This is a genomic window from Campylobacter sp. RM16189 (assembly GCF_012978815.1).
GTDB lineage: Bacteria > Campylobacterota > Campylobacteria > Campylobacterales > Campylobacteraceae > Campylobacter_A.
Window position 1 is genome coordinate 50,075 of record NZ_LIWR01000003.1, and the last position, 23,473, is coordinate 73,547.

Here is a 23,473-nt window from a genome sequence, read left to right on the forward strand (position 1 = left end):
GAAAATTTATGTCAAACAGAAAAACCCCATTACATATGGTTAGAAACATCGGTATCGCAGCTCATATTGACGCTGGAAAGACTACTACGAGTGAGAGAATTCTATTCTTTACCGGTATGAGTCATAAACTAGGCGAGGTTCACGATGGTGCTGCTACGATGGACTGGATGGAACAAGAGAAGGAGCGTGGTATTACTATTACCTCTGCTGCTACAACTTGCTTCTGGAAAGATCATCAAATTAACCTTATTGATACTCCGGGCCACGTTGACTTTACTATTGAAGTTGAGCGTTCTATGCGTGTTCTTGACGGCGCTGTTGCTGTATTTTGTTCGGTTGGTGGTGTTCAGCCTCAGTCTGAAACAGTTTGGAGACAGGCCAACAAATACCGCGTTCCAAGAATGGTTTATGTAAATAAAATGGACAGGATTGGCGCAAATTTCTACAACGTAGAGAGCCAAATTAAAAACCGCCTAAAAGCAAATCCAGTGCCTATTCAAATTCCAATCGGTGCTGAAGACACATTTAAAGGTGTAGTTGATCTAGTAACTATGAAAGCTTTGGTTTGGGAAGATGACAGCAAACCGACTACATTCGTAGAGAAAGAAATTCCAGCCGATTTACTAGAAAAAGCGGAAGAGTACCGCGCGAAAATGGTTGAGGCTGCGGCTGAAACCGATGATGCGCTTATGGAGAAATACCTTAGTGGCGAGGAGCTTAGCGTTGAGGAGATTAAACAAGGTATAAAAGCCGGTTGTCTTTCAATGTCAATTATCCCTATGGTTTGCGGAACATCATTTAAAAATAAAGGTGTTCAACCACTTCTTGATGCTGTCGTTGATTATCTTCCGGCTCCAGATGAGGTTGAGGCGATCAGAGGCGAGTATGAAGACGGCACAGAGGTAAAAGTTGAGTCAGCCGATGATGGCGAATTTGCCGGTCTTGCATTTAAGATCATGACAGACCCGTTTGTCGGTCAGCTAACTTTCGTTCGTGTTTATCGTGGTAGTCTAGAGAGCGGTAGCTATGCTTACAACTCAGCTAAAGGCAAAAAGGAAAGAATCGGTCGTCTTTTAAAGATGCATTCAAATAAAAGAGAAGAGATCACAGTTCTTCACGCCGGCGAAATCGGCGCTGTTGTTGGCTTGAAAGAGACTCTAACAGGTGATACATTATCAAGCGAAAAAGACAAGGTGATCCTTGAGAGAATGGACTTCCCTGAGCCTGTTATCTCTGTTGCGGTTGAGCCAAAAACAAAAGCCGACCAAGAGAAAATGGCACTTGCGCTTCAAAAGCTTGCACAAGAAGATCCGAGCTTTAGAGTTAGCACAGATGAAGAGAGTGGTCAAACTATTATCTCTGGTATGGGTGAGCTTCACCTTGAGATTATCGTTGATCGTATGCTTCGCGAATTTAAAGTTGATGCAGAGGTTGGACAACCTCAAGTTGCATACCGCGAAACTATCCGCAAAACAGTTGAGCAAGAGTACAAATATGCTAAGCAATCAGGTGGACGCGGTCAATATGGACACGTATTCCTACGCCTTGAGCCACTTGAGCCAGGCACCGGATTTGAGTTCGTTAATGACATCAAAGGCGGTGTTGTACCTAAAGAGTATATCCCGGCTGTTGAAAAAGGTTGTAAAGAGGCGCTTCAAAACGGTGTTCTTGCAGGATATCCTGTAGAAGACGTTAAAGTTACGCTATTTGACGGTAGTTACCATGAAGTGGATAGCTCTGAAATGGCGTTTAAACTTGCTGCTTCAATGGGCTTTAAAGAGGGTGCTAGAAAAGCAGGTGCGGTTATACTTGAGCCTATGATGAAGGTTGAGGTTGAAACTCCTGAAGAGTATATGGGTGATGTTATCGGCGATCTTAACAAGCGCCGCGGACAAGTTAGCTCAATGGATGAAAGAAGTGGCAACAAGATCGTTACAGCATTCTGCCCACTTGCTATGATGTTTGGTTACTCAACAGACCTAAGAAGCCAGACTCAAGGTCGTGCGACATATTCTATGGAATTCGATCACTACGAAGAAGTTCCTAAAAACGTATCTGAAGAGATCATCAAAAAGAGAAATGGCTAAAATTTAGGGCGAGATTTCCTCGCCCTTTTTAAATTTATTTAAATTAATAAGCTTGCAAACATATTTTATAAAATTTACTTGGTTTATTTGAATATTTATCAAGAATAGTATTTGTTTTTTACCTTTTGTCCTCATAGCTCAGCTGGATAGAGCGCAAAATTCCTAATTTTGAGGCCGTGAGTTCGAATCTCGCTGAGGACACCATCTTGATTATATTTTAAAAATCTCTTCTAATTTTTGTTTTTCTTTTGTGCTGTTTTCCTCTAGCATGTTATTTAAAATATCTTTAGTGTCTTTTCTTATCTCATCTATAGTGCTCTCTACTTTATCTTTGATCTCTTCAGCGCTTTTTATAGCCTTATCGGTAACCGTATCTATAATGTCTTGTGTGCTTCCTTTTGTTTCTGAGGTTTTATCAATGACATCTTTTGCAGCGTTAGAGCCTTTTTCTATGATTTTATTGGCAGCATCTTTCGCGGAATCAACTATCTCTTTAGCTTGCTTGCCGTCAGAGCATCCAGATAAAAGTAGAGTTAAAAGTATTACGAAGATTGAAATTTTATTCATAAAATAGCCTTTTGTTTTATTCTGTATATTTTATGAGAATTTAGTTAATATTTTAGTTTAAATCAAAGCCAAATTTATCACTTATTTCAATATTTGAGTTTATGATGCTTTTAAATTTTACATTCATAAATTCTAATTCAAGCTCATAAAATGCACCTAAAAATCGGCAACTTAATACATTTGCTTCAAATTTATTGCCGCTTATAATTTGTTCCGGTCTAAACATATATCTCTTATTCTTCAGCCACTGTTTAAATTCATCTGGAAGCACTTCTATATTGTATCCTGCCACAGAATTCATTTCGCCTAAAAATTTTGCCACCTCGAAACTACTTGGATTAAAATAGAGCTCTTTAGGTGTGCCAATATCTAAAATAATACCATTTTTAATAAGTGCAATTCTATCGCTTAGCATAAAGGCATCTTCTTTATCGTGAGTTACCATTATTGCGCTTAGACCGTTTTGTTTAATCAACTGTTTCAATTCAGATCTTAAAGTATGGCGGAGATTGTGATCTAGATTTGCAAACGGCTCATCAAGTAATAAAAGCTTTTCTTTGTTTGCCACTGCTCTTGCAAATGCCACGCGTTGAGCCTGTCCTCCTGAAATTTGATCGCACATTTTATTTTTTAGCTCTTTTATTTTAAATTTCTCAAGCAGACTCTCTATCTCTATATCACGTTCGTTTTTAGGCATTTTTGAAAGAGCGAATTCGATATTTTTATTTACATTTAAGTGCGGAAATAGAGCGTAGTTTTGAAACATCATGGCCACACCACAACCTTTTTTAAGTTCTATATCTCCGCTATCTTTTGTCTCAAGTCCGGCTATAATTCTTAAAAGAGTGCTTTTACCGCATCCGCTTTCACCCAAAATACTTAAAATTTCACCTTCTTTTAGTGTCAAATTTATATGTTTCAAAACATCTATGTTGTTAAATTTCTTGTTTAAATTTCTAATATTTAAAATTTCCATTACGCTTTTTTCCTAGATATTATTTCAAGCCAAATTACTGCCACTAAAGATAGCAAAACTATTAGTAAAGATGGCAATGCTGCCGCATATAATCTCTCGTCTGTGGCATAGAAAAAAGCTCTAATACTAAGAGTTTCAAAGCCAAGCGGACGAAGTATCAGGCTTAATGGCAGCTCTTTTACAATGTCTATAAAAACTACAATCAACGAAAGAAAGAAAAAGTGTTTTAATAGGGGAAAATGCACTTTAAAAAAAAGTGTGAATTTAGATCTATTAAGAAGTAGGCTTGCGTCATCTATATTTTTTGGAATCTTAGCGTAACCACTCTCTACGGCGTATACAGAAGTCGCTAAAAATCTTACAATATAGCCAAAGATCAATACGACAAACGAGGCTGATAAAAATTGAGTGCCAAAATTTCTATCTATATATCCGAATACTATCATCACGCATAGGCCTATGCTTGCACCTGGGAGTGCATAGCCAAGAGAGGTAGTTTTTAGTAAGAATGTATTTAGCTTATTGTTTTTGATAATTCTTGTTGAAAATACTAGAAAGAAGCTAATAAAAGTTATTAAAATTGCACTTATGATAGCCATTAGAAGCGAATTTCCAGCCATGGTTATAAATTCTAGCTTGAAATCTTGAATCGTCATTATGCTCCAATAAACAAGCCAGATAACAGGAAATAAAAATGCCAAACAAAAAATTACAAAGCACCACAAGAAAGCTAAAGTTTTCCCGATAGTGTTAAGCTCGCTTTTGGCTGTTGTCTTTGCGATATTGTGTGTATTAAAGCTATAGCCTTTCGAATTTTTATTGATATGCTCAAATATCATTATGATAAATACTAAAACCATTAGCATTGCAGCCAAAATAGATGCGGAGTATGAGTCTCCTAAATCGAACCATAGTTTAAATATCCCTGCGCTAAATGTTGCCACTCCGTAATAAGCCACAGTTCCGTAATCACTTAAAGTTTCCATTAAAACTAACATTGCTCCGCCTATAATGGCCGGTCTAGAGAGCATCACGGCTACTCTAAATATTTTAAACTGAGACAGTTTATAAATTTTACATACGTCAAAAAGCACTTTCGACTGAGTTTTAAAGGAAGTTTTTGCGAACATATAGATATATGGATAAAGCGATAAAGAAAGCACAAAAATGGCTCCGTAAATATTCATAAAATCAAGCCTAAAGCCGAAAATTTTATGAAAATAGCCTTGAAACTCCATTATTCCGACATAACAAAAGCTAAATATGTAAGCTGGTATGGCAAGCGGAAGCATTAGGGCATATTCAAAGAAATTTACAAAAGGAAATCGGTAGTTAGCTACTATCCATGCCGAAATAACGGCTATTGTGGCACTTAGAGCCAAGACCCCGAAAGCTACTAAAAAAGTGCCTTGAATATACCTTAAAAATAGATATTTAAAAAAATGCTCTAAATTGGAGTAGTCTCCAAAAGCTATCTCGAAAAAAATGCTAATAATAGGGACTAGGATGATGAGGGCGACCGTAATCGCCCAAAATTTGATATTCACTTATTTCCAGCCAGCCATATCAAATATTTTTACGGCCTCGCTTATTTTTTCTACAGATTTATAAAGTGGAGTTGAGTCCTCTTTGAATTTTCCAAACGCTTTGATTGTATCGCTCGGTTCTACTGCTGTATTTACAGGATATTCGTAGTTAATGCCTGCAAGTATCTTTTGAGCCTCAGGACTTACCATAAACTCCATAAATTTGATAGCATTCTCTTTGTTTTTAGAAGCTTTTGTAAGCGCTATACCGCTTATATTTACGTGTGTTCCGCGGTTATCTTGATTAGGGAAGATTACTCCTAAAATTTTAGCTACCTCTACATCTTCAGGCTTTGGAGAATTTAGCATAAGTCCGATGTAGTAAGTATTCATTACCGCCACTTGACCCTCTCCTGCAAATATTGCTTTAGCTTGGTCTCTATCGCCGCCTTTTGGATCACGAGCTAAGTTGGCTAGAGTGCCTTTAGCCCATTTGCTAGCCGCGTCTACACCTTCGCTCTCTATAATTGAAGCCAGAAGAGATGTGTTATATCCTGCTGTAGCACTTCTAATTAGAAGTTTGCCTTTTAGCTCAGGTTTGGTTAGGTCTTGATAGTTTTTAATTATACTTGGATCAAAATTTCTCTTGTCATAAGCTATTATTCTAGCTCTTTTTGAGATAGCAAACCAATATCCCTCTGAGTCTCTATATTGAACTGGAACGATTTTTTCTAGAGTTTGAGATTTTACAGATTGCAATACGCCTTTTTTCTTAGCTGTGTAGAAATTTCCGGCATCTGCAGTGATAAAAAGGTCTGCTACAGAGCTATCGCCCTCTACCTCAAGCTTTTTAATAAGCTCTCCACCCTTTGCCTGAGTTGCATTTACTTTAATTCCAGTTTTTTCTTCGAATAACTTATAAAGTTGTGTGTCAGCGTCATAGTGGCGAGCAGAATATATGTTTATTTCAGCAGCAAGTGCAAAACCTGCTAGCAAACTTAAAGCTAGTATGCTTTTTTTCATGTCTATCCTTTTTAATGGTATTGAAACTCAAAATATTAGCATTTATTTCTTATAATAATATTAAGTATTGTAAATGCAGCTTATACCGAGGTAAAAGAGTGAGATTATAATATAGGCATTTGTTAAAAATTTTTTAACAAAAAAGTGATAATATTTCCTCAATCTTTAAAAATAAAAGGCAAAAAATTGAAAAAATTTCTACTTATATCAATGGCTGCATCCGCTGCTTTTTCTCAGTTTCAAAATGTAAATGTAACGCCTCAAAATATTAATGATTACGAGCAGATTGTAGACATTAGAACAGAGCCTGAGTGGAGAGCTACGGGCATAGTAAAAGGTGCTAAAACAATAACCTTTGATCCTTACAATACTACTAAATTTATACAAGAGCTAAAGGATAACTTTGATATCTCAAAGCCTATAGCTTTGATTTGCAGAAGCGGCAACAGAAGCTTTCATGCAGCTAGAATGCTTGATTCTGGTGGGCTAAATATCATAAATTTAAATGGCGGAATGGGTGCTTTGATTAGACAAGGCTACGAGCCTGTTCCTTTTAATAAATAAAATTTATTCAAAAAAAGATTTCAGGAGCAATGCGTAATAAGCATGTATAGGCGTGCAGTGCGCTTTGTTCTCTTATGTAGTTTCTATCTCCTTTTAAATTTAGCCTATCGACTATGATCTTGCCGTTTTTGCTTAAGGCTCCTACAAATACAGTTCCTGCGGGTTTTTCTACGCTTCCGCCGTCAGGTCCCGCTATGCCGCTCACGGCCAATGCGAAATCAGCTCCGCTTGAGCGAATGACCCCACTTAGCATCTCATTTACGCATTGTTCGCTTACCGCTCCATAAGTTTCAATAGTATTCTTGCCAACTCCTAGCCATTCTGCTTTAATCTCGTTTGCATAAGTTATAAGCGAGCCGTCAAAAGCGGCTGAAACTCCTGCAAATTGACCAAATTTGGCTGCTATTAACCCAGCTGTACAAGACTCCGCAAAAGTAATTTTTAGATTTTTTCTAATGAGTGTTTTTGCGATATGTTCAACTAAATTTCTACTGGCGATAAATTTTTGAGAAAATAGATTTTTAACGCCGTTTATAAAGCTTTCTATCTGACCAAATTTATTAGCTTCCGCCCTTACGATAACTAAATTCTCTATGATTTGGGATATATAAATTTGTACTTCGTAAGTTTTAGCAATCGGTTCTAATAAAATTTTAGTACTTTCGCTATCGATATCAAATAGGTTAAAATAAGTAAAATTTATATTTGGTTTTATGTGAATTTGCCCTATTTCTTTAGTTGGAATAGCTTTTATAAGATTTACTTGAGTATTATTTAAATTTATTAAAAAGCTATCTTTCGTTATTGTTATAGCTTTGCTTGGCGCAAGTGTATTTTGCTCCTTTAGTTCTATTAAATCCTCGCTTAATGTAGCCAAAATTTTAGCCGTAGTTGCGTAGTTTTCATTTGAGGCAAATATGCAAAGAGTATCAAATTTAGAGCATAAGTTTTCTATGATAAATGGCAACTCTTTGTCGCTTTTATCGGCGAAATTAAACTCCCCAAGCTCTTTAAAATGAGCCTTATAAAAGCTAAAAATGTATCCCAAAAAAGCGCCATTTATGCTTAAATCTTTCCCGATTATTAAAAGTGCATTTTTCATAAAAACCTCCTTAATTTTTGAAATTATATCACAAAAAAATCCACTAAATTTTTAGCTTAAAGCTCTATTTTCAGTAGCCTTTAATCACTGCTTAGATAAAATTTGTAAATTTAAAACAAGGTAAAAGTATGGATTATAAAGATACGCTCCTGCTTCCAAGCACGGAGTTTCCTATGCGCGGCAACCTGCCGCAAAATGAGCCTGAACGGCTGGAAAAATGGTATGGCGAGCGAGATATCTACTCCAAGATGAAAGCTAAACGCCAAAAGGCTAAAAAGAGTTTCAACCTTCACGACGGACCCCCTTACGCTAACGGAAATTTGCACATCGGACACGCGCTTAATAAAACACTCAAAGACATCATCACTAAGACTCACTATTTCTTTGGCGAAGAGATTCGATATACTCCGGGCTGGGATTGCCACGGCTTGCCGATAGAGCAACAGGTCGAAGTAAAGCTCGGCGAGAAGAAAAAGGAGATGAGCACAACTCAGATCAGAGAGTTTTGTAGAGAGCATGCAAGAGAGTTTATAGGGATCCAAAAAGAGGGATTTAAGCAACTTGGCATAGTCGGCGACTGGGATGATCCTTATCTTACGATGAAATTTAAATTTGAAGCTGAAATTTACAAAACGCTTTGTAAAGTAGCTAAGCGCGGACTTTTGATAGAGCGAAGCAAGCCTGTTTATTGGAGTTGGGCGGCGAAATCGGCCCTTGCAGAGGCTGAGGTAGAGTATGAAGACAAAGAGGACTATAGCATCTACGTAGCCTTTAAACTCGGCGAAGAGGCGCTTAAAAAACTCGGCATAAAAGAAGCGCGAGCGGTTATCTGGACTACGACTCCTTGGACGCTTCCTGCAAACCAAGCCATAAGCTTAAACCCAAATGAAATTTACGTAATCACAAGCGAAAATTTAATATTTGCCAAAGAGATGATCGAAGAACTTGTTAAAGAAGGGCTTACTAAAGGCGAGATCGTTAAGGAATTTAAAGCCGCAGAGCTTGAAAATCTACATGCGATAAATCCCCTAAACGACCGCGAGTCTAAATTTATCCTCGGAGAGCACGTTACTATGGACGGAGGAACGGGTCTTGTGCATACGGCTCCCGGACACGGTGAAGATGACTATCACATAAGCTTAAAATACGGCATCGAGGTTATCATGCCGGTAGATGAGGGCGGACTTTACGACTCTACACTTAGGACTAAGAAGCTTTTTCGCGCAGATGTAGTAGATGAGCTTGTCGGTATGCATATATTTAAGGCTAACGAGAGAATTTTAGAAATTTTAGGCAAAGATCTGCTTAAAGTTAGTAAATTTACCCACTCTTATCCGTTTTGCTGGAGAACTCATAAGCCTGTTATCTACCGCGCCACAAAGCAGTGGTTTATCGCTATGGACGAGCCAAAGATAGACGGAAAAACTCTAAGAGAGGTTGCTTTAAGCGAGATAGAAAAGGTGAAATTTTATCCTGCAAGCGGCGCAAGAAGGATAGGACTCATGGTTGCCAATCGCCCTGACTGGTGTATCTCTCGCCAAAGGGATTGGGGTGTACCGATCGCGTTTTTTAGGCATAAAGAGACGAAAGAGCCGATATTTGATGATGAGGTTTTGGAATTTGTAGCCAAAATTTTTGAAGAAAAGGGAGCTGACGCTTGGTGGGATATGGAAATTAAAGAGCTTCTACCGCCAAATTCCAAATACGACGCTAAAAATTTAGAAAAGGCAACCGACATCCTTGACGTGTGGTTTGATAGCGGCAGCACTTGGTCTGCTGTTTTAAAGAGCGGAGATTACGACGCGGGAAGCTATCAGGCCGATATGTATTTAGAGGGTAGCGATCAGCACAGAGGTTGGTTTCAAAGCTCACTTCTTTTAAGCTGCGCGGCAGAAGGACAAGCGCCTTATAAAAGCGTCTTAACTCACGGCTTTACCGTCGATGAAAACGGTCAAAAGATGAGTAAGAGTAAAGGTAACGTCGTAGCTCCGCAAGATGTGATCAAAACTTACGGCGTTGAAATTTTGCGCCTTTGGGTTGCACTAAGTGACTATTCAAGCGATTTAAAGATAAGCGATAACATCTTAAAGCAAGTTAGCGAGCAATACCGCAAGATAAGAAACACGATAAGATTTTTGCTTGCAAACGTAAGTGATTTGGATGATCTGGATACTTCAAATTTCAACATCCTTGATAAGTGGATACTAAGCCGTGCTAGACGCGCTTTTGGCGAGGTTGAGGCGGCGTTTAGAAATTACGATTTCTCAAAAGGCTTTAGCGTGCTTATGAATTTCTTGAGTGCCGATCTTTCGGGTATCTATCTTGATATTTGTAAAGACAGGTTATATTGTGACGAGATGGACGGCGATCGCAGAAGATCGGCTCAAAGTGCGATGGCTATCATCACAAGAGCGCTCTTACCGCTTATAGCACCGACACTTACGTATACGGTCGATGAGGTTATGGACTATGCGCCTGAGATCATCAAAAACGGAGCCAAAGACGCGTTTGATCTTGAGTATGCCCCGATAGAGTTTGAATTTGAAGTGGATGACGAGCTTTTGGTTCAAAGCAGAGAGAAATTCTTTGAGCTTATAGATGTGCTTAAAAAAGATAAAAAGATAAAATCAACCCTTGAGCTAGTGCTTCAAACCAGCTCGAATTCTATCTTAAGCGAAGATTTAGACGAGATAACTGACTGGTACATGGTAAGCGAGATCGAGAGCCTTGATGATAAGGATAGTTTGGCTGAATTTGAGATAGGACATGACAAATTTAAGCTTGTAATGTCAAGCAAATTTAAGTGCCCAAGATGCTGGAAATTTAGCGCTAAACATGACGGCGAAACCTGCCCGAGATGTGAAAGAGTGCTTAAAAATGCTCTCTGAGCCGATACATTTTAGCGTCATCGTAGCCACTATAGCAACGATAATTTGCGTAGTAGGCATCGGTATAGTTTTAGTAAATAAATTTAAGGAAAACAGATGATAACTTTAAAAGAGGCTTTAAAGCTCTCAAACGAGGAGATAAGATCACTAAGAAGCGAGCTTGAGGCAAAAATCATAGCCGAGAAAAAGCTTGGAGCTTATGTGGAGCAGCTTGAGAATTTACCCATATCAAAGCTTGGCGAAGGCATTCCTATAGCGATCAAGGACAATATCCAAGTAAAAGACTGGAGCATAACATCATGCTCTAAAATTTTGCAAGGCTACGTAGCGCCTTATAACGCAACTGTCATAGAAAAGCTTTTAGAGGCGAATTTAGCACCATTTGGTAGAACAAATATGGACGAATTTGCGATGGGTAACACTACCGAGAGTTCAATTTATGGAAAAACTTTAAATCCTTTAAATAACGCTCACATCCCTGGCGGTAGTAGTGGCGGTTCGGCGGCGGCAGTTGGCGGCGGTATAGCCATAGCCGCACTTGGAAGTGATACAGGCGGTAGTATTCGTCAGCCTGCTGCATTTTGCGGATGTGTGGGCTTTAAGCCGACTTACGGACGCGTAAGTAGATATGGTCTTGGAGCTTACTCAAGCAGTTTGGATCAAATAGGACCTATAGCTCAAAACGTCGAAGACGCCGCGATACTTTATGATATCATCGCAGGACATGATGAAAGAGATAGCACAAGCGTAAATAAGAAATTCGAAACTACTGCAGATAAGCTTAACGCCGATAGAAAACTAACAATATGTGTGATAGAAAACTACATAAACGAGGCTAGCGAAGAGACTAAAAACGCACTTTTAAAAGCGGTTGATGTATTAAAATCAAATGGACATAAGATAGTTTATAAAAATTTAGACACTTCAAAATATGATATAGCAACCTATTATATAATAGGAACTGCTGAAGCGAGTGCAAATTTAAGCCGTTTTGACGGAGTTAGATATGGACGCAGAGCAGAGGCTAAAAATTTAAAAGAGTTATATATCAACTCTCGCTCGGAAGGCTTTGGTGATGAGGTAAAAAGAAGAATTTTACTAGGAACCTTTGTGTTAAGTAGCGGATATTACGATGCTTATTATATAAAAGCGCAAAAAGCAAGAGCGTATACAAAAGCAAAATATGAGCAAATTTTAAGCGAATGCGATCTCATGTTAATGCCTGTAGCACCTACTACGGCTCCTAAATTCGGTGATATTACAGATCCGCTTCAATCATATTTAGCTGATATATATACTATAGGTGTCAATTTGGCCGGACTTCCTGCGATATCTGTTCCTGTGGCTAAGGATAAAAACGGCTTAAATGTCTCGGCTCACCTTGTGGCTAAGGCATGGGATGAGCAGACTCTGCTTGATGGCGCATTTGGCTTGGAAAATTTAATAAAAGGATAAAGATGAAGATAGTTAAAAGAGCTCTCACCTTTGAGGACGTACTTTTAGTTCCGCAGTATTCTGAAATTTTACCCAAAGAAGTTAGTATAAAGAGTGTATTTTCTAAAAACATTACTTTAAATATCCCTATTGTATCGGCTGCTATGGATACGGTTACCGAACACAGGACAGCCATTATGATGGCTCGTTTAGGTGGTATAGGGGTAATACATAAAAATATGGACATAGCCTCTCAAGTTCACGAAGTAAGACGAGTAAAAAAGAGCGAAAGCGGGGTCATAATAGATCCCATATCTATATCTCCAGATGCGACGGTTGGTGATGCACTTGATATGATGGCAGATCTTCATATCTCAGGAGTTCCTGTTGTGGATAGCGAAAATAAACTGATTGGAATTTTAACAAACCGTGATTTGAGGTTTGAAAACGATAGAAGAGTGCTTGTAAAAGATCGTATGACAAAGGCTCCTTTGATAACCGCTCCAAAGGGCTGCACTCTTGATGATGCTGAGAAAATTTTTAGTCAAAATAGAGTAGAAAAGCTCCCTATAGTCGATAAAGATGGACATCTTGAAGGACTTATAACGATAAAAGATCTTAAAAAACGTAAAGAGTATCCAAATGCCAATAAAGATAGATATGGCAGGCTTCGTGTTGCTGCTGCTATTGGCGTAGGACAGTTTGATAGGGCTAAAGCTCTTGTGGAAGCTGGCGTGGATGTTATAGTTATGGACTCTGCGCATGGACACTCAAAAGGTATCATAGATACTCTAAAACAGGTAAAAGCAAATTTTAACGTAGATGTAGTTGTTGGAAATATTGCAAATCCAGCTGCAGTTAAAGACTTGGCAGAGGCAGGAGCAGACGGCATAAAAGTAGGAATCGGTCCCGGATCGATTTGTACTACAAGAATTATAGCGGGAGTAGGAGTGCCGCAAATTTCAGCCATAGATGACTGTGCAAACGAGGCTAAAAAATATGGCATTCCTGTTATAGCAGACGGTGGAATTAAGTATTCAGGAGATATAGCTAAGGCTCTTGCCGCAGGCGCTAGTTGCGTTATGGCCGGAAGCTTGCTTGCAGGATGCGAGGAGAGTCCAGGAGAAGTTATAACTTTCCAAGGAAGACAATATAAAGTATATAGGGGTATGGGCTCTATCGGAGCTATGACCAAAGGAAGTTCTGATAGATATTTTCAGGAAGGCACAGCTCAAGATAAGCTTGTACCGGAAGGCGTAGAGGGTCGTGTGCCATATGTGGGAAGTGTAAAAGATGTTGTGCATCAACTTTTAGGCGGACTTAGAAGCGCAATGGGCTATATGGGCTCAAAAGATATACCAACCCTTCAAGAAAGGGCCGAATTTGTTGAGATTACCAGTGCGGGACTTAAAGAAAGTCACGTTCATGACGTCGTTATAACACAAGAAGCACCGAACTATAAAGTTAATTAGTGTTAAATTTAAAAACCAAAAGAGAGAAATTTGACGAACCACTTTACCTTGAGAGCGGTCGAATTCTCTCAAATTTTGAGCTTGTTTATGAAACTTACGGAAATTTAAATCAGGATAAAAGCAACGTTATTGTCATCTGCCACGCACTTACCGGCTCACACCATGCCGCAGGCAGGTATGAAAACGATACGAAATCAGGCTGGTGGGATAACTTCATAGGTGATGGCAAAGCGGTTGATACGAATAAGTTTTTTGTCATTTGCGTAAATATTTTAGGCTCAAATTTTGGATCCACAAATCCGCTTAGTATAGAAAAAAGCACGGGTAAACAGTATCGCTTAAGGTTTCCAGTCCTTACGATAAGCGATGTGGTAAAAGCTCAGATGAAGCTCTTTAAAAGACTTGGCATAAAGCAGGCTCACGCAGTTATCGGCGGTAGCCTTGGCGGTATGCAGGCACTTTGCTTTGCGATTGAATTTCCTGATTTTGCAAAAAATGTAATTATCATGGCGAGCACTTACCAAACCAAACCTTGGGCGATCGCATTTAATAAAATCGCAATCGAAGGTATCTTGCGCGACAAGGAATTTAAAGACGGCGAATACGATCCAAATGATATCGCAGAAAGCGGACTTGTCGGCATGGCGCTTGGCAGGATGGTAGGACACATTAGCTTTTTAAGTCCTGATTCGATGGACGTGAAATTTGGCAGAAACTATGTCGAAACTGACGGACTTTACGAGCTTACGGGGCGCTTTCAAGTAGATAGATATATGGAGTATAACGGGCATAATTTCCCAAAGCGCTTTGATCCGCTGAGCTATCTTTATATCGTTAAGATGATGAATATCTTTGACTGCACGAGGCATTATGATAGCCTTGGTGACGCACTTTCGCAAATCAAAGCAAGGCTTACTCTCATATCATTTAGCGGCGATATACTCTTTCCGCCAAGTTGTATGAAGGAGATGGCGGACGAGCTTGCTAAGCTTGAAAAAGCCTGCGAGTGCGAATATATCGAGATAAATAGCAGCTACGGACATGATGCGTTTTTAGTTGAGATTGATAAATTTGAAGATCATGTAAAAAAGGTTTTAAAATGAGTGAAGAGATAAGACAGGATCAGTTTGAAGATAAGCTTATAAAGGCAAATGAAATTTTAGAGCGATTAAGCGATGAGAATATTAGTCTAGAGGATAGTGTAAAGCTTCACAAAGAGGGCAAGAAACTTCTTGATGAGGCGGCTAAAATTTTACAAAACGCCAAGCTTGTCATAAACGAAATAGAGGATAAAAAAGATGAGTAAAATTTGTGCATTGCAGCTTGCAACTCAACCTATGAGCGATTCTAGACTTGATTATTATTTTAAGATGTGTGCCGATGAGGATGCTCGTCTTGTAGTGCTTGGAGAGTATGTTCTAAATAGCTTTTTTAAAGAGCTCGAGACCATGCCTAAAAGCATTATAAAAGAGCAGAGCGAGAGAAAAAAAGAGTCGCTTTTAAATCTTGCCAGTAAATATGATTTGACTATAGTTGCGCCTTTTGTTTTAAGCAGGGGAAAAGAATTTATAAAAGTTGTTGCAAAATTTACTAATAGCGGAGTCAGATTTCATGAGCAGCAAATTTTAATGCCGTATTCGCACTGGAATGAGGCGAAATTCTTTAATAACGCTCAAGAGGACAAGATAAATTTTATGACCTTTATGCATGAAAAATTTAAAATCGGTGTGATGTTTGGTTACGAATCTCACTTTGACCCTGTCTGGGCGTATATGATGAATAAAAAAGTAGATATCATAGTAATGCCGACTGCGAGCACTTTTTTTAGTGAAAATCGCTGGGAAGAGCTTTTAAAGACTAGAGCTTTTACGAATAATACATATATTTTACGGGTAAATCGCGTGGGAAATCATAAGATAACCGCCGGTCAGTGGAATTTTTACGGAGATACGATGCTTATTGATCCTTTAGGTGAAGTTGAAGCTAGTCTTGGAAACGGTGAAGAGATGCTGCTGGCAAAGGTTAGTAAGCAAAAGATTGGTAATGCAAGAAATTTGTGGGAATTTAGAAAGATACTTCACAAGAGAGGACTTGTTTAATTGTCTAATTTCTTATTTTAAATAGCTAAAAGTATCTAAGTCTCTTTTGGATATAATCGATATAAATTTTAAATTCAAGGTCAAATTTTGAAAAAAGTCCATTTTATAGGTATAGGCGGCATAGGAATTTCGGCAATCGCTAGGTTTTTAAATGAAAAAGGTTTTGAGATAAGCGGTAGCGATATCAAAGAGAGTCCAACTACCATAGAGCTACAAAACCAAGGCATTAAAGTCATCACTCCTCACTGCAAAGAGGCTATCAAAGATCAAGATTTCGTCATATATTCAGCAGCTATAAAGAGCGATAATATCGAGCTTGTCGAGGCTAAAAATAAAGGCATAAAGTGCCTGTCTCGCAAAGAGGCATTGCCTATGGTTTTGGAGGGCAAGCGTGTATTTGCTGTAGCTGGAGCTCACGGCAAAAGCACTACTTCTGCGATGCTATCCGGTCTTCTTGAAGGCTCTGTAATCATAGGGGCGATCTCCAAGCAGTTTAACTCCAATATGAAATATGAAGCGCATGAAAATGTGATATTTGAAGCCGACGAGAGTGATTCTAGCTTTTTAAACTCAAACCCGTATCTTGCTGTCGTAACCAATGCAGAGCCCGAGCATATGGAACACTACGAGCATGATTTGGAGAAATTTCACGCCGCATATCGCGGATTTTTAGAGCGTGCTAAAGTTAGGGTGATAAATGCCGAAGATGAGTTTTTAAGTACTTTAAAAATAGAGGCGGTTAGGCTAAATCCAAGCGTTGATATTACCGATATGAAGATGGTTGTAAGAGATTTTGTCCCTTATACTACATTTAATCTTAAAAATTTGGGCAAATTTGAGGTGCTTGGAATGGGTGAATATATAGCAATCGATGCTAGTTTGGCCATTTTAGCCGCAATTAACGAGGTATCGTTAAGCTCAATTAGAGAAAATTTGCTAAATTTTAAAGGGATAAAAAAGCGCTTTGATATACTGACTGCAAGTCGTAATTTTGTACTTATAGATGACTATGGACACCATCCTACGGAGATTAAAGCTACTTTAAAATCCGCATTTGAATATGCTAAACTACTTGGAATTTCAAAGGTTACAGCCATATTTCAGCCACATAGATATACTAGACTTAGTGCGAATTTGGATGCTTTCAAAGAGAGTTTTAAAGGTATAGACGAGCTTGTGATTTTACCTGTTTATGCGGCTGGCGAGACACCTATAGATATAGATCTAAAAGAGGAATTTAAAGAGTATAATCCAGTAATGACTAAAAAAGTTGAGCGAGAAGGCGATGCTATCGGATTTATAGATGAATTTGGAGTAAAAAATTTGCTTGATGACGGGCTTGTAATAGGCTTTGGAGCAGGAGATATCACATATCAGTTGAGAGGAAATTTATGAGAATTTTATTTATTTTAGCGGCTCTTTTACTGGTTGTTTTACTATTTAGCATAAAACATGAAAGCCTTAGTCTAAAGGCTAAGGTAATACTGACGATAGTCATATCTATTGTTTGCGCAGCCGCTTGTTTTTATCAATTTGAGTTTGAAAATAGACAGGCTAAATCTCAAGAAATTTTAACACTTTTTAATCAGGGAAAAATTTTAAAATGTGGAGATATTGAAGTAAGTAATTCAAAATTTAATTACGAATTTGGCACCTCCTCTTTTGTCGCAAAACGCGCAATTACAGAGCTTCGTAGCGTAAAAGTAGATATTAAAAATTGCGAGGCGAAGTAAGTGGATAGGCTTATTCAAACCCTTGATTTGACTGAATATATCGCTAAATTTAGCTCATTTTTAGCCCGTAAAAAGCCTCTTTTTATGCCCGGAGACACAAGGCTTCACTATGAAAAGATTATCGAACTCTCGTTAATGGAGTTTAAGGAGCCAGAGGATACCGCAAATTTAGACGATGCACTTATGCGCCTTAGTAAACAAGCAATACTTCATATAAGTGAAATTTACGAATTTGCCAAAATTATCAGATATTTTACCTATTTAAAAACTCTAAAATTTGAGAAAAAACTTGGAGAGTGGCTTGCTAAGATAGAGATCCCAGAAGCTGTTTTGAAGGTTTCAAACTATTTTGATAAAAACGGCGAGTTAAAAGATGAAATAGATGAGAGATTGATCGGTATAAGGGCTGCTTTTAATACAAAAAAAGCGCAAATTGATGCAGATATGAAAAGGCTTATATATTCTAAGTCAATAACCCCTTATCTTGTCGATCCTCAGGTGCATTTTATAAATAAGCAAGAGGCGTTGCTTGTTAGAGGAGGATTTAATCACGCTTTAAAGGGCACCGTTATAGGACGTAGCGCTAGCGGCTATTTTTACGTAATGCCAGCAAATATCGAAAAGCTAAAAAAAGAGCAGAGTGAGCTAATAGATAAAAAAGAGCAGATAGTTTACGAGTATGCAAAGCAAATTAGCGGAGTTTTTCATAAGAATCTACTCTTTTTAAAATTTATAAATACAGCCTTTGACCTTTTTGATGCCTATAGTGCTAGGGTTTTAACAGCTAGAAGCTTGGATTACGAGTTTGTTTTAAGTGATAACTCAGATAAGATAATTCTTAAAAATTTCGCCCATCCTGCGCTTAAAAATCCAAAGAGCGTAAGTGTAGATTTTAGTAAAAAGGTGCTTTTGATAACCGGTGTAAACGCCGGCGGAAAGTCGATGCTACTAAAATCAATAATAGCTGCTGCCTTTATGGCTAAGTATCTTTTGCCTATGAGAATAGATCCTGCCAGCTCTCGCATAGGTGGATTTAAGGAGTTTGATACCATCATCGAAGATCCGCAAAACGTGAAGAACGATATCTCAACTTTTGCTGGCAGGATGATGCATTTTGCTAAACTTTTTACAAAGAAAAATTTGCTAATCGGTATCGATGAGATAGAGCTTGGAACGGATTTTGAAGAGGCTGCAAGCTTATATGGGGTAATGATAGAAAAGCTTATATCTCAAGATATTAAGATGATAATTACAACCCACCACAAACGTTTAGCAATGATACTTGCCAAAAATAGCGAGGTCGAGCTTGTGGCGGCACTTTATGACGAAGCAAATTCTCGTCCGAAATTTGAGTTTTTAAAAGGGACTATTGGTAAATCATATGCCTTTGAAACAGCGGCTAGATACGGAATCTCTCAAAATTTGGTAAGCGAGGCTAAGAGACTTTACGGAGAAGATAAAGAAAATTTAAATGAAATAATCTCAAAGACTCTAAATTTAGAGGTTGAGCTAAAAGAAAGGCTTGAAAATACACTCAAAAAAGAACAAAAATTAGATAGTCTAATAGACAGCCTAAGAGATCAAAAAGAGCGTTTTGAAATTGAGCAGCAAGAGATTGTAAATAGGCTTGAAAGAGAGTATTTTAAGGCTATAAGTGAGGCCAAAAGAGCTATAAATTTAGATGATACCAAAGAGAAACAGCGCGCTTTAAACAGGGCTAATGAAGCTAAAAAAACGATAGTAAAACCAGAAGTTGCTACTGCACTTGAGCTAAATGTGGGAGATTATGTAAAATATGGCAAAATAAAGGGGGTGGTGATAAATTTAAGCAAAAGCGATGCTACTATACAAACCGATGCCGTAAGCTTGAGGGTACCTATAAAGATGCTAAAAAAGAGTGGAAATCCGCCATCTGCACCACAAAAATCAGAAGTAAATTTGAAAATACAAAAGCCAAGAAGTGCAAATGTAGTGCTTGATCTGCACGGAATGCGTGCTGATGAGGCGATAGATAAATTGGATAAATTTATAAGCGATAGCCTTGTGATGGGTTTTGATGAGGTAAGCGTATTTCACGGTATAGGTACTGGCAAACTGGCTTATGCGGTCAAGAATTTTTTAAGAGAGCATCCTAGTGTAAAGGAATTTTTTGATGCACCGCCAAATCAGGGTGGTTTTGGAGCAAAGATTATTCGTCTTTAGTAGTCCAAATCTATCAATTTATACTACTTAATATGAAATTTTAAAGGATTGATTTGACGGCATTTTTGCAAGGGTTGTTTTTTGGTTTTGGTGCGGCGGTCCCAATAGGCCCTATAAATATAATGATAATGACAGCTGCTCTAAAATCGTTTTGGATAGCTTTTGCTATAGGGCTTGGAGCCATGAGTGCTGATATATTTTATCTTGCGCTTTTGGTCTTTGGTCTGCTTGAATATTTAAATGGCGATACTGTCTCAAAAATTTTAGGGGCTTTTGGTATCTGTTATCTTTTTTATATATCATATCTTATACTTAAAAATTCCAATAAACCTATAAGAGTAGATGAGCAGATTGGAGTAATCAAAGGAAATTTTCTTAGAAACTATTTTAAAGGTTTCTTGGTAACTCTTACAAATCCTTATACGGTAGGCTTTTGGCTTAGTGTGACAAGCTATGCTAAAAGCTTTGAGAATGTATATTTAGTTATGGTCGGGGTTGTTGTCGCTATTTTTATATGGATAGTGTCCATGCCTTTTGGAATCTATAAAAGTGCTAAATTTATCTCTCATAATTTAGTAAAATGGATGAATATTGTATGTGCAATTATATTAGTAGGATTTGCGTTAAATATGCTTTATAAGTTGTTTTTATAGATAGATATTTTATTGATGGTTGTTAATAGCTTTTTAAAACAAAAGATGATAAAATACAAGGTAGTTTGTCTTATAAAAAAGAGGCTTAAGAAGTTCTAATGCAAAATTTCGATTTAAAGAAATCAACTAGACTATTTGTAATACTACCTGTAACAATATTATTTATATGTTATATTGCTATCATTTTTTATATTTTCAGTATTAAATATAAAGGATCTATTGAACATCCTGTGGATATATCCATAAATCAGAAAGTAGAGTCTTTTATGAATGTTGTAGAGATGATTTATAAAGATATCGCCAGAGAAAATATAGCAAAATTTCAAGAATACACAAAAGAGACTAAGGCAATTCCTACTTGGATATTAAAGGGTTCTGAAACTAAAAAAGAATTTATTGTTTTAGCCAGTTCAGAATATCCCGACCTTATTAATAAACCTATGCCCCATGAGATTTGTGATATGGACGCAAGAAGATATCAAAATCTAATTAATAGCGACCACTATAAAAATATTAAACTAGTGCCTGATAATAAAATCTTAGTTTGTTATTTTAAAAAATATAAAGATATAATTATCGGCTATCGTATGCTTCATAATGCTAAAATTTCAGGTTTTGGCGACCCTTACTTTAAAGAGTGGGTTATCGTAAATATGAAAACTACAATAGTTGTAACGACTTTAATACTCGTAATAGCTCTATTTCAATATCTTTTATTTTTTAGAAACTTAAAAACAAGCCATTATATAATGACTAAAATTAATTCAGAGCTTACTAAAAAAAATTCTGAAATAGAGTATAGGCTTTATTTTGACATATTGACAGGACTGCCAAATAAAGAGTCTTTACAAAGAGATATAGAGTCTATGAAAAATCCTAAAATAGTTATTATGGATATAGATAATTTTAGAAAAATGAATAACTATTTTGGCTATAACATATGCAATCAGGTTTTAGTGTACCTTGCCGAACTTACAAGAAGAATAGCCGACAAAGAAGGAATGACGGTATATAGGACGGGGGCGGATCAATTTACTTTTGTAGAAGATAAAAATTTCTTCATAGATAGATATGAGGAGCTTGCTGCAAAATTATTGGATACATTAAAGGGTCTTATCATAGATGTTGAGAGAGAGGATGAAGATAAGCAAGATCTAATAGAGGTGCATTGCACTGTAGGATTTTCTCTTGATGAGTTTGATACCTTTAAAAAGGCTATGCTAGCTTTGGAGCATGCAAAAAGTAATGGTAAAGATTATTTTTGTTACCTCAAAAGCATCGATGATACAACGCAATATGTTGAGCAGATTAAGCGTTCAAATTTAATTAGAAATGCAATTATAAATGATAGGATTATCCCTTTCTATCAGCCTATATTTAATGCAAAAAAACAGGTTGTTAAGTATGAGATGTTGGCTCGTATACAAAATAGCAGGGAGATAATATCACCCAATGTTTTTTTAGATGTATCAAAACGCATTAAGAGGTATGTTGATATAGAAAAAATGCTTTTGGAAAAGAGCTTTAAGCTTATAGCTGATAAGCCAGAAGCGGTAATATCGGTAAATTTATCAGGTAGAGATATGACAGATGGCGATATGAGCGTATTTATAATAGATAGAATCAATAGATATAAGATCGCAAATCGTGTAGTTTTTGAAATACTGGAGGATGAGAACCTTGAGAATTTGGAGAGGGTTATTAAATTTATAGAGCGCGTTAAAAATATGGGAGTTAAGATAGCTATAGATGATTTTGGCTCAGGATATAGCAATTTTTCATATTTATTAAGGATAAAACCTGATTATATTAAATTAGACGGCTCTATAATAAAAAATGTAGATATTGATGATGATTCACGCTCTGTAGCCGGAGCTATAATAGCATTCGCCAAAAAGCTTAATATCACTATAGTTGCCGAATTTGTGCATTCAAAGAGTGTTTTTGAAGCTTGCGTAGATCTTGGAGTAGATGAATTCCAAGGATTTTATCTAGGCGAGCCTTCGGATTCACTGCTTTAAAATTTAAAATATTGGAAATAGTATGCAAGTCATAAATTTTCTTACTGAACTTCTTAAGTTTAAGTCTATAACACCCAAAGACGATGGAACTTTAGATTTTATAAGTTCTTTTTGTAATGAATTCAAGCCCATTTTTGTAAATAAAAATGGTGTTAAAAATCTGATTTTGACTAAAAAATTTGGCGATGGGCCACATCTGGCTTTTGCCGGTCATGTTGATGTTGTGCCTCCTGGAAATGGTTGGGATAGTGATCCGTTTGAGCCTATTTTGAAAGATGGCTTTATATATGCTAGGGGCTCTCAGGATATGAAAGGGGGAGTTGCGGCGTTTGTTTGCGCTTGTAAAGAAGCTAAAAATTTTAAAGGAACTCTGTCTATTATATTGACCAGTGATGAAGAGGGAGATGCGATTTACGGTACTAAAGAGGCGCTTAAATTTATGGAAGAAAATCATATGTTGCCCGATTTTGCTGTAGTAGCTGAGCCAACTTGCGATAAAATACTTGGAGATACCATTAAAGTCGGGCGTAGAGGATCTATAAATGGAAAACTTATAATCAAAGGAGTTCAAGGACACGCCGCATATCCTGCTAAGTGCATAAATCCAGTTCATCAACTAGCAAGCGTGTTTTATAAATTTGCAGGGTATGACATGGATAACGGAAGCGAATTTTTTGATCCTAGTAAAATCGTGATAACTGATATAAGAGGAGGTATGGAAGTCTGTAATGTCACGCCTGGTGAAGTAAAAGTAATGTTTAATGTTAGAAATTCTATTCAAACTAATGCAGAAAATTTAAAAGATTATATTAAAGAGCTATTTGGCGAATTTGAATATGAACTTGAAATCAACCAAAATGCAAAACCATTTTTAACCGATAAAGATAGTAAAATAGTAAAATCTATACAAAATTCCGTTATAAAAATTTGTGGAGTAATACCTGAGCTAAATACTAAGGGCGGCACAAGTGATGCTAGGTATTTAGCTGAATTTGGTGTCAAAGTAGTAGAATTTGGAGTAATAAACGATAGAATTCACGCTATTAACGAGAGAGTTAGTGTTAATGAGATCGAAAAGCTATATGAGGTTTTTGCTGATTTGATAGAAAATTTCAACTCTTAATAA

Annotated in this window: 19 protein-coding genes and 1 tRNA gene; 15 read left to right on the forward strand and 5 right to left on the reverse strand. The window is 37.2% G+C overall.

Annotated elements, in window-relative coordinates; all coding sequences use genetic code 11:
• Nucleotides 1-8 precede the first annotated feature (8 nt).
• On the forward strand, nucleotides 9-2,087 hold the full coding sequence (fusA, locus tag CDOM16189_RS02445; protein WP_169974386.1) for an elongation factor G: 2,079 nt from the start codon (nucleotides 9-11) through the stop codon (nucleotides 2,085-2,087).
• 127 nt (nucleotides 2,088-2,214) lie between these two features.
• A tRNA-Arg gene (locus CDOM16189_RS02450) sits at nucleotides 2,215-2,291 on the forward strand.
• Nucleotides 2,292-2,297: 6 nt separating this feature from the next.
• Here the strand turns inward: CDOM16189_RS02450 and CDOM16189_RS02455 are convergent.
• From CDOM16189_RS02455 to CDOM16189_RS02470, 4 genes are read right to left on the reverse strand one after another with little or no spacing between them, the layout of a single operon-like run.
• Entirely contained in the window at nucleotides 2,298-2,654 is a 357-nt protein-coding gene (locus CDOM16189_RS02455; protein WP_169974385.1) for a lipoprotein, read from the reverse strand.
• 52 nt (nucleotides 2,655-2,706) lie between these two features.
• On the reverse strand, nucleotides 2,707-3,624 hold the full coding sequence (locus tag CDOM16189_RS02460; RefSeq protein ID WP_349304321.1) for an ABC transporter ATP-binding protein: 918 nt from the start codon (nucleotides 3,622-3,624) through the stop codon (nucleotides 2,707-2,709).
• Nucleotides 3,625-3,629: 5 nt separating this feature from the next.
• On the reverse strand, nucleotides 3,630-5,177 hold the full coding sequence (locus tag CDOM16189_RS02465) for an ABC transporter permease subunit (protein ID WP_169974381.1): 1,548 nt from the start codon (nucleotides 5,175-5,177) through the stop codon (nucleotides 3,630-3,632).
• Nucleotides 5,178-6,179 carry a Fe(3+) ABC transporter substrate-binding protein gene (locus CDOM16189_RS02470; protein ID WP_169974379.1) on the reverse strand — a complete coding sequence of 334 codons (1,002 nt, stop codon included), beginning with the start codon at nucleotides 6,177-6,179 and terminating at the stop codon, nucleotides 5,178-5,180.
• 186 nt (nucleotides 6,180-6,365) lie between these two features.
• On the opposite strand from CDOM16189_RS02470, the gene CDOM16189_RS02475 reads away from it, so the two are divergent.
• Nucleotides 6,366-6,743 carry a rhodanese-like domain-containing protein gene (locus tag CDOM16189_RS02475; RefSeq protein WP_169974377.1) on the forward strand — a complete coding sequence of 126 codons (378 nt, stop codon included), beginning with the start codon at nucleotides 6,366-6,368 and terminating at the stop codon, nucleotides 6,741-6,743.
• Between the two features lie 7 nt (nucleotides 6,744-6,750).
• Here CDOM16189_RS02475 and CDOM16189_RS02480 read toward each other — a convergent pair whose 3' ends face one another.
• Nucleotides 6,751-7,845, reverse strand: coding sequence for a CinA family protein (locus tag CDOM16189_RS02480; RefSeq protein ID WP_170000712.1), 1,095 nt, complete (start codon nucleotides 7,843-7,845; stop codon nucleotides 6,751-6,753).
• Nucleotides 7,846-7,973: 128 nt separating this feature from the next.
• Between CDOM16189_RS02480 and ileS the strand changes: the two genes are divergently transcribed.
• From ileS to dapE, 12 genes are all read left to right on the forward strand, one after another.
• A complete protein-coding gene (ileS, locus tag CDOM16189_RS02485; protein WP_170000713.1) occupies nucleotides 7,974-10,733 on the forward strand; it encodes an isoleucine--tRNA ligase in 2,760 nt (919 codons plus the stop codon).
• A 96-nt stretch (nucleotides 10,734-10,829) separates the two neighbouring features.
• Entirely contained in the window at nucleotides 10,830-12,188 is a 1,359-nt protein-coding gene (gene gatA / locus CDOM16189_RS02490; protein WP_169974372.1) for an Asp-tRNA(Asn)/Glu-tRNA(Gln) amidotransferase subunit GatA, read from the forward strand.
• Nucleotides 12,189-12,190: 2 nt separating this feature from the next.
• Nucleotides 12,191-13,639: an IMP dehydrogenase gene (gene guaB / locus CDOM16189_RS02495; protein ID WP_169974371.1), complete on the forward strand. Its 1,449-nt coding sequence runs from the start codon at nucleotides 12,191-12,193 to the stop codon at nucleotides 13,637-13,639.
• Nucleotides 13,639-14,742 carry a homoserine O-acetyltransferase MetX gene (gene metX / locus CDOM16189_RS02500; RefSeq protein ID WP_169974369.1) on the forward strand — a complete coding sequence of 368 codons (1,104 nt, stop codon included), beginning with the start codon at nucleotides 13,639-13,641 and terminating at the stop codon, nucleotides 14,740-14,742. The genes guaB and metX overlap by 1 nt, the downstream gene beginning before the upstream one ends.
• Nucleotides 14,739-14,945 (forward strand): exodeoxyribonuclease VII small subunit, encoded by a 207-nt coding sequence (gene xseB, locus CDOM16189_RS02505; protein WP_169974367.1) that lies wholly within the window; start codon nucleotides 14,739-14,741, stop codon nucleotides 14,943-14,945. The genes metX and xseB overlap by 4 nt, the downstream gene beginning before the upstream one ends.
• The gene (locus CDOM16189_RS02510; RefSeq protein ID WP_169974365.1) at nucleotides 14,938-15,738 is read left to right on the forward strand and encodes a carbon-nitrogen hydrolase family protein; all 801 of its coding nucleotides are present in this window, start codon (nucleotides 14,938-14,940) and stop codon (nucleotides 15,736-15,738) included. The genes xseB and CDOM16189_RS02510 overlap by 8 nt, the downstream gene beginning before the upstream one ends.
• Nucleotides 15,739-15,825: 87 nt before the next feature.
• On the forward strand, nucleotides 15,826-17,133 hold the full coding sequence (gene murC, locus CDOM16189_RS02515; protein ID WP_169974363.1) for a UDP-N-acetylmuramate--L-alanine ligase: 1,308 nt from the start codon (nucleotides 15,826-15,828) through the stop codon (nucleotides 17,131-17,133).
• A complete protein-coding gene (locus CDOM16189_RS02520) occupies nucleotides 17,130-17,471 on the forward strand; it encodes a hypothetical protein (RefSeq protein ID WP_169974361.1) in 342 nt (113 codons plus the stop codon). The genes murC and CDOM16189_RS02520 overlap by 4 nt, the downstream gene beginning before the upstream one ends.
• Nucleotides 17,472-19,673: an endonuclease MutS2 gene (locus tag CDOM16189_RS02525; protein WP_169974360.1), complete on the forward strand. Its 2,202-nt coding sequence runs from the start codon at nucleotides 17,472-17,474 to the stop codon at nucleotides 19,671-19,673.
• 53 nt (nucleotides 19,674-19,726) lie between these two features.
• Nucleotides 19,727-20,326 (forward strand): LysE family translocator, encoded by a 600-nt coding sequence (locus tag CDOM16189_RS02530; protein ID WP_169974358.1) that lies wholly within the window; start codon nucleotides 19,727-19,729, stop codon nucleotides 20,324-20,326.
• A 230-nt stretch (nucleotides 20,327-20,556) separates the two neighbouring features.
• Nucleotides 20,557-22,347, forward strand: coding sequence for an EAL domain-containing protein (locus tag CDOM16189_RS02535; RefSeq protein ID WP_349304319.1), 1,791 nt, complete (start codon nucleotides 20,557-20,559; stop codon nucleotides 22,345-22,347).
• A 22-nt stretch (nucleotides 22,348-22,369) separates the two neighbouring features.
• Nucleotides 22,370-23,470: a succinyl-diaminopimelate desuccinylase gene (gene dapE, locus CDOM16189_RS02540; protein ID WP_169974354.1), complete on the forward strand. Its 1,101-nt coding sequence runs from the start codon at nucleotides 22,370-22,372 to the stop codon at nucleotides 23,468-23,470.
• The last annotated feature ends 3 nt before the right edge of the window (nucleotides 23,471-23,473 follow it).

What these genes read in the sequence shown, in the direction of transcription:
- CDOM16189_RS02510 (WP_169974365.1), top strand. Translation starts at nt 14,938, where the DNA reads ATGAGTAAAATTTGTGCATTGCAGCTTGCAACTCAACCTATGAGCGAT.
- CDOM16189_RS02470 (WP_169974379.1), bottom strand. Translation starts at nt 6,179, where the DNA reads ATGAAAAAAAGCATACTAGCTTTAAGTTTGCTAGCAGGTTTTGCACTT.
- CDOM16189_RS02455 (WP_169974385.1), bottom strand. Translation starts at nt 2,654, where the DNA reads ATGAATAAAATTTCAATCTTCGTAATACTTTTAACTCTACTTTTATCT.
- guaB (WP_169974371.1), top strand. Translation starts at nt 12,191, where the DNA reads ATGAAGATAGTTAAAAGAGCTCTCACCTTTGAGGACGTACTTTTAGTT.
- CDOM16189_RS02480 (WP_170000712.1), bottom strand. Translation starts at nt 7,845, where the DNA reads ATGAAAAATGCACTTTTAATAATCGGGAAAGATTTAAGCATAAATGGC.
- dapE (WP_169974354.1), top strand. Translation starts at nt 22,370, where the DNA reads ATGCAAGTCATAAATTTTCTTACTGAACTTCTTAAGTTTAAGTCTATA.
- ileS (WP_170000713.1), top strand. Translation starts at nt 7,974, where the DNA reads ATGGATTATAAAGATACGCTCCTGCTTCCAAGCACGGAGTTTCCTATG.
- gatA (WP_169974372.1), top strand. Translation starts at nt 10,830, where the DNA reads ATGATAACTTTAAAAGAGGCTTTAAAGCTCTCAAACGAGGAGATAAGA.
- fusA (WP_169974386.1), top strand. Translation starts at nt 9, where the DNA reads ATGTCAAACAGAAAAACCCCATTACATATGGTTAGAAACATCGGTATC.
- CDOM16189_RS02520 (WP_169974361.1), top strand. Translation starts at nt 17,130, where the DNA reads ATGAGAATTTTATTTATTTTAGCGGCTCTTTTACTGGTTGTTTTACTA.
- xseB (WP_169974367.1), top strand. Translation starts at nt 14,739, where the DNA reads ATGAGTGAAGAGATAAGACAGGATCAGTTTGAAGATAAGCTTATAAAG.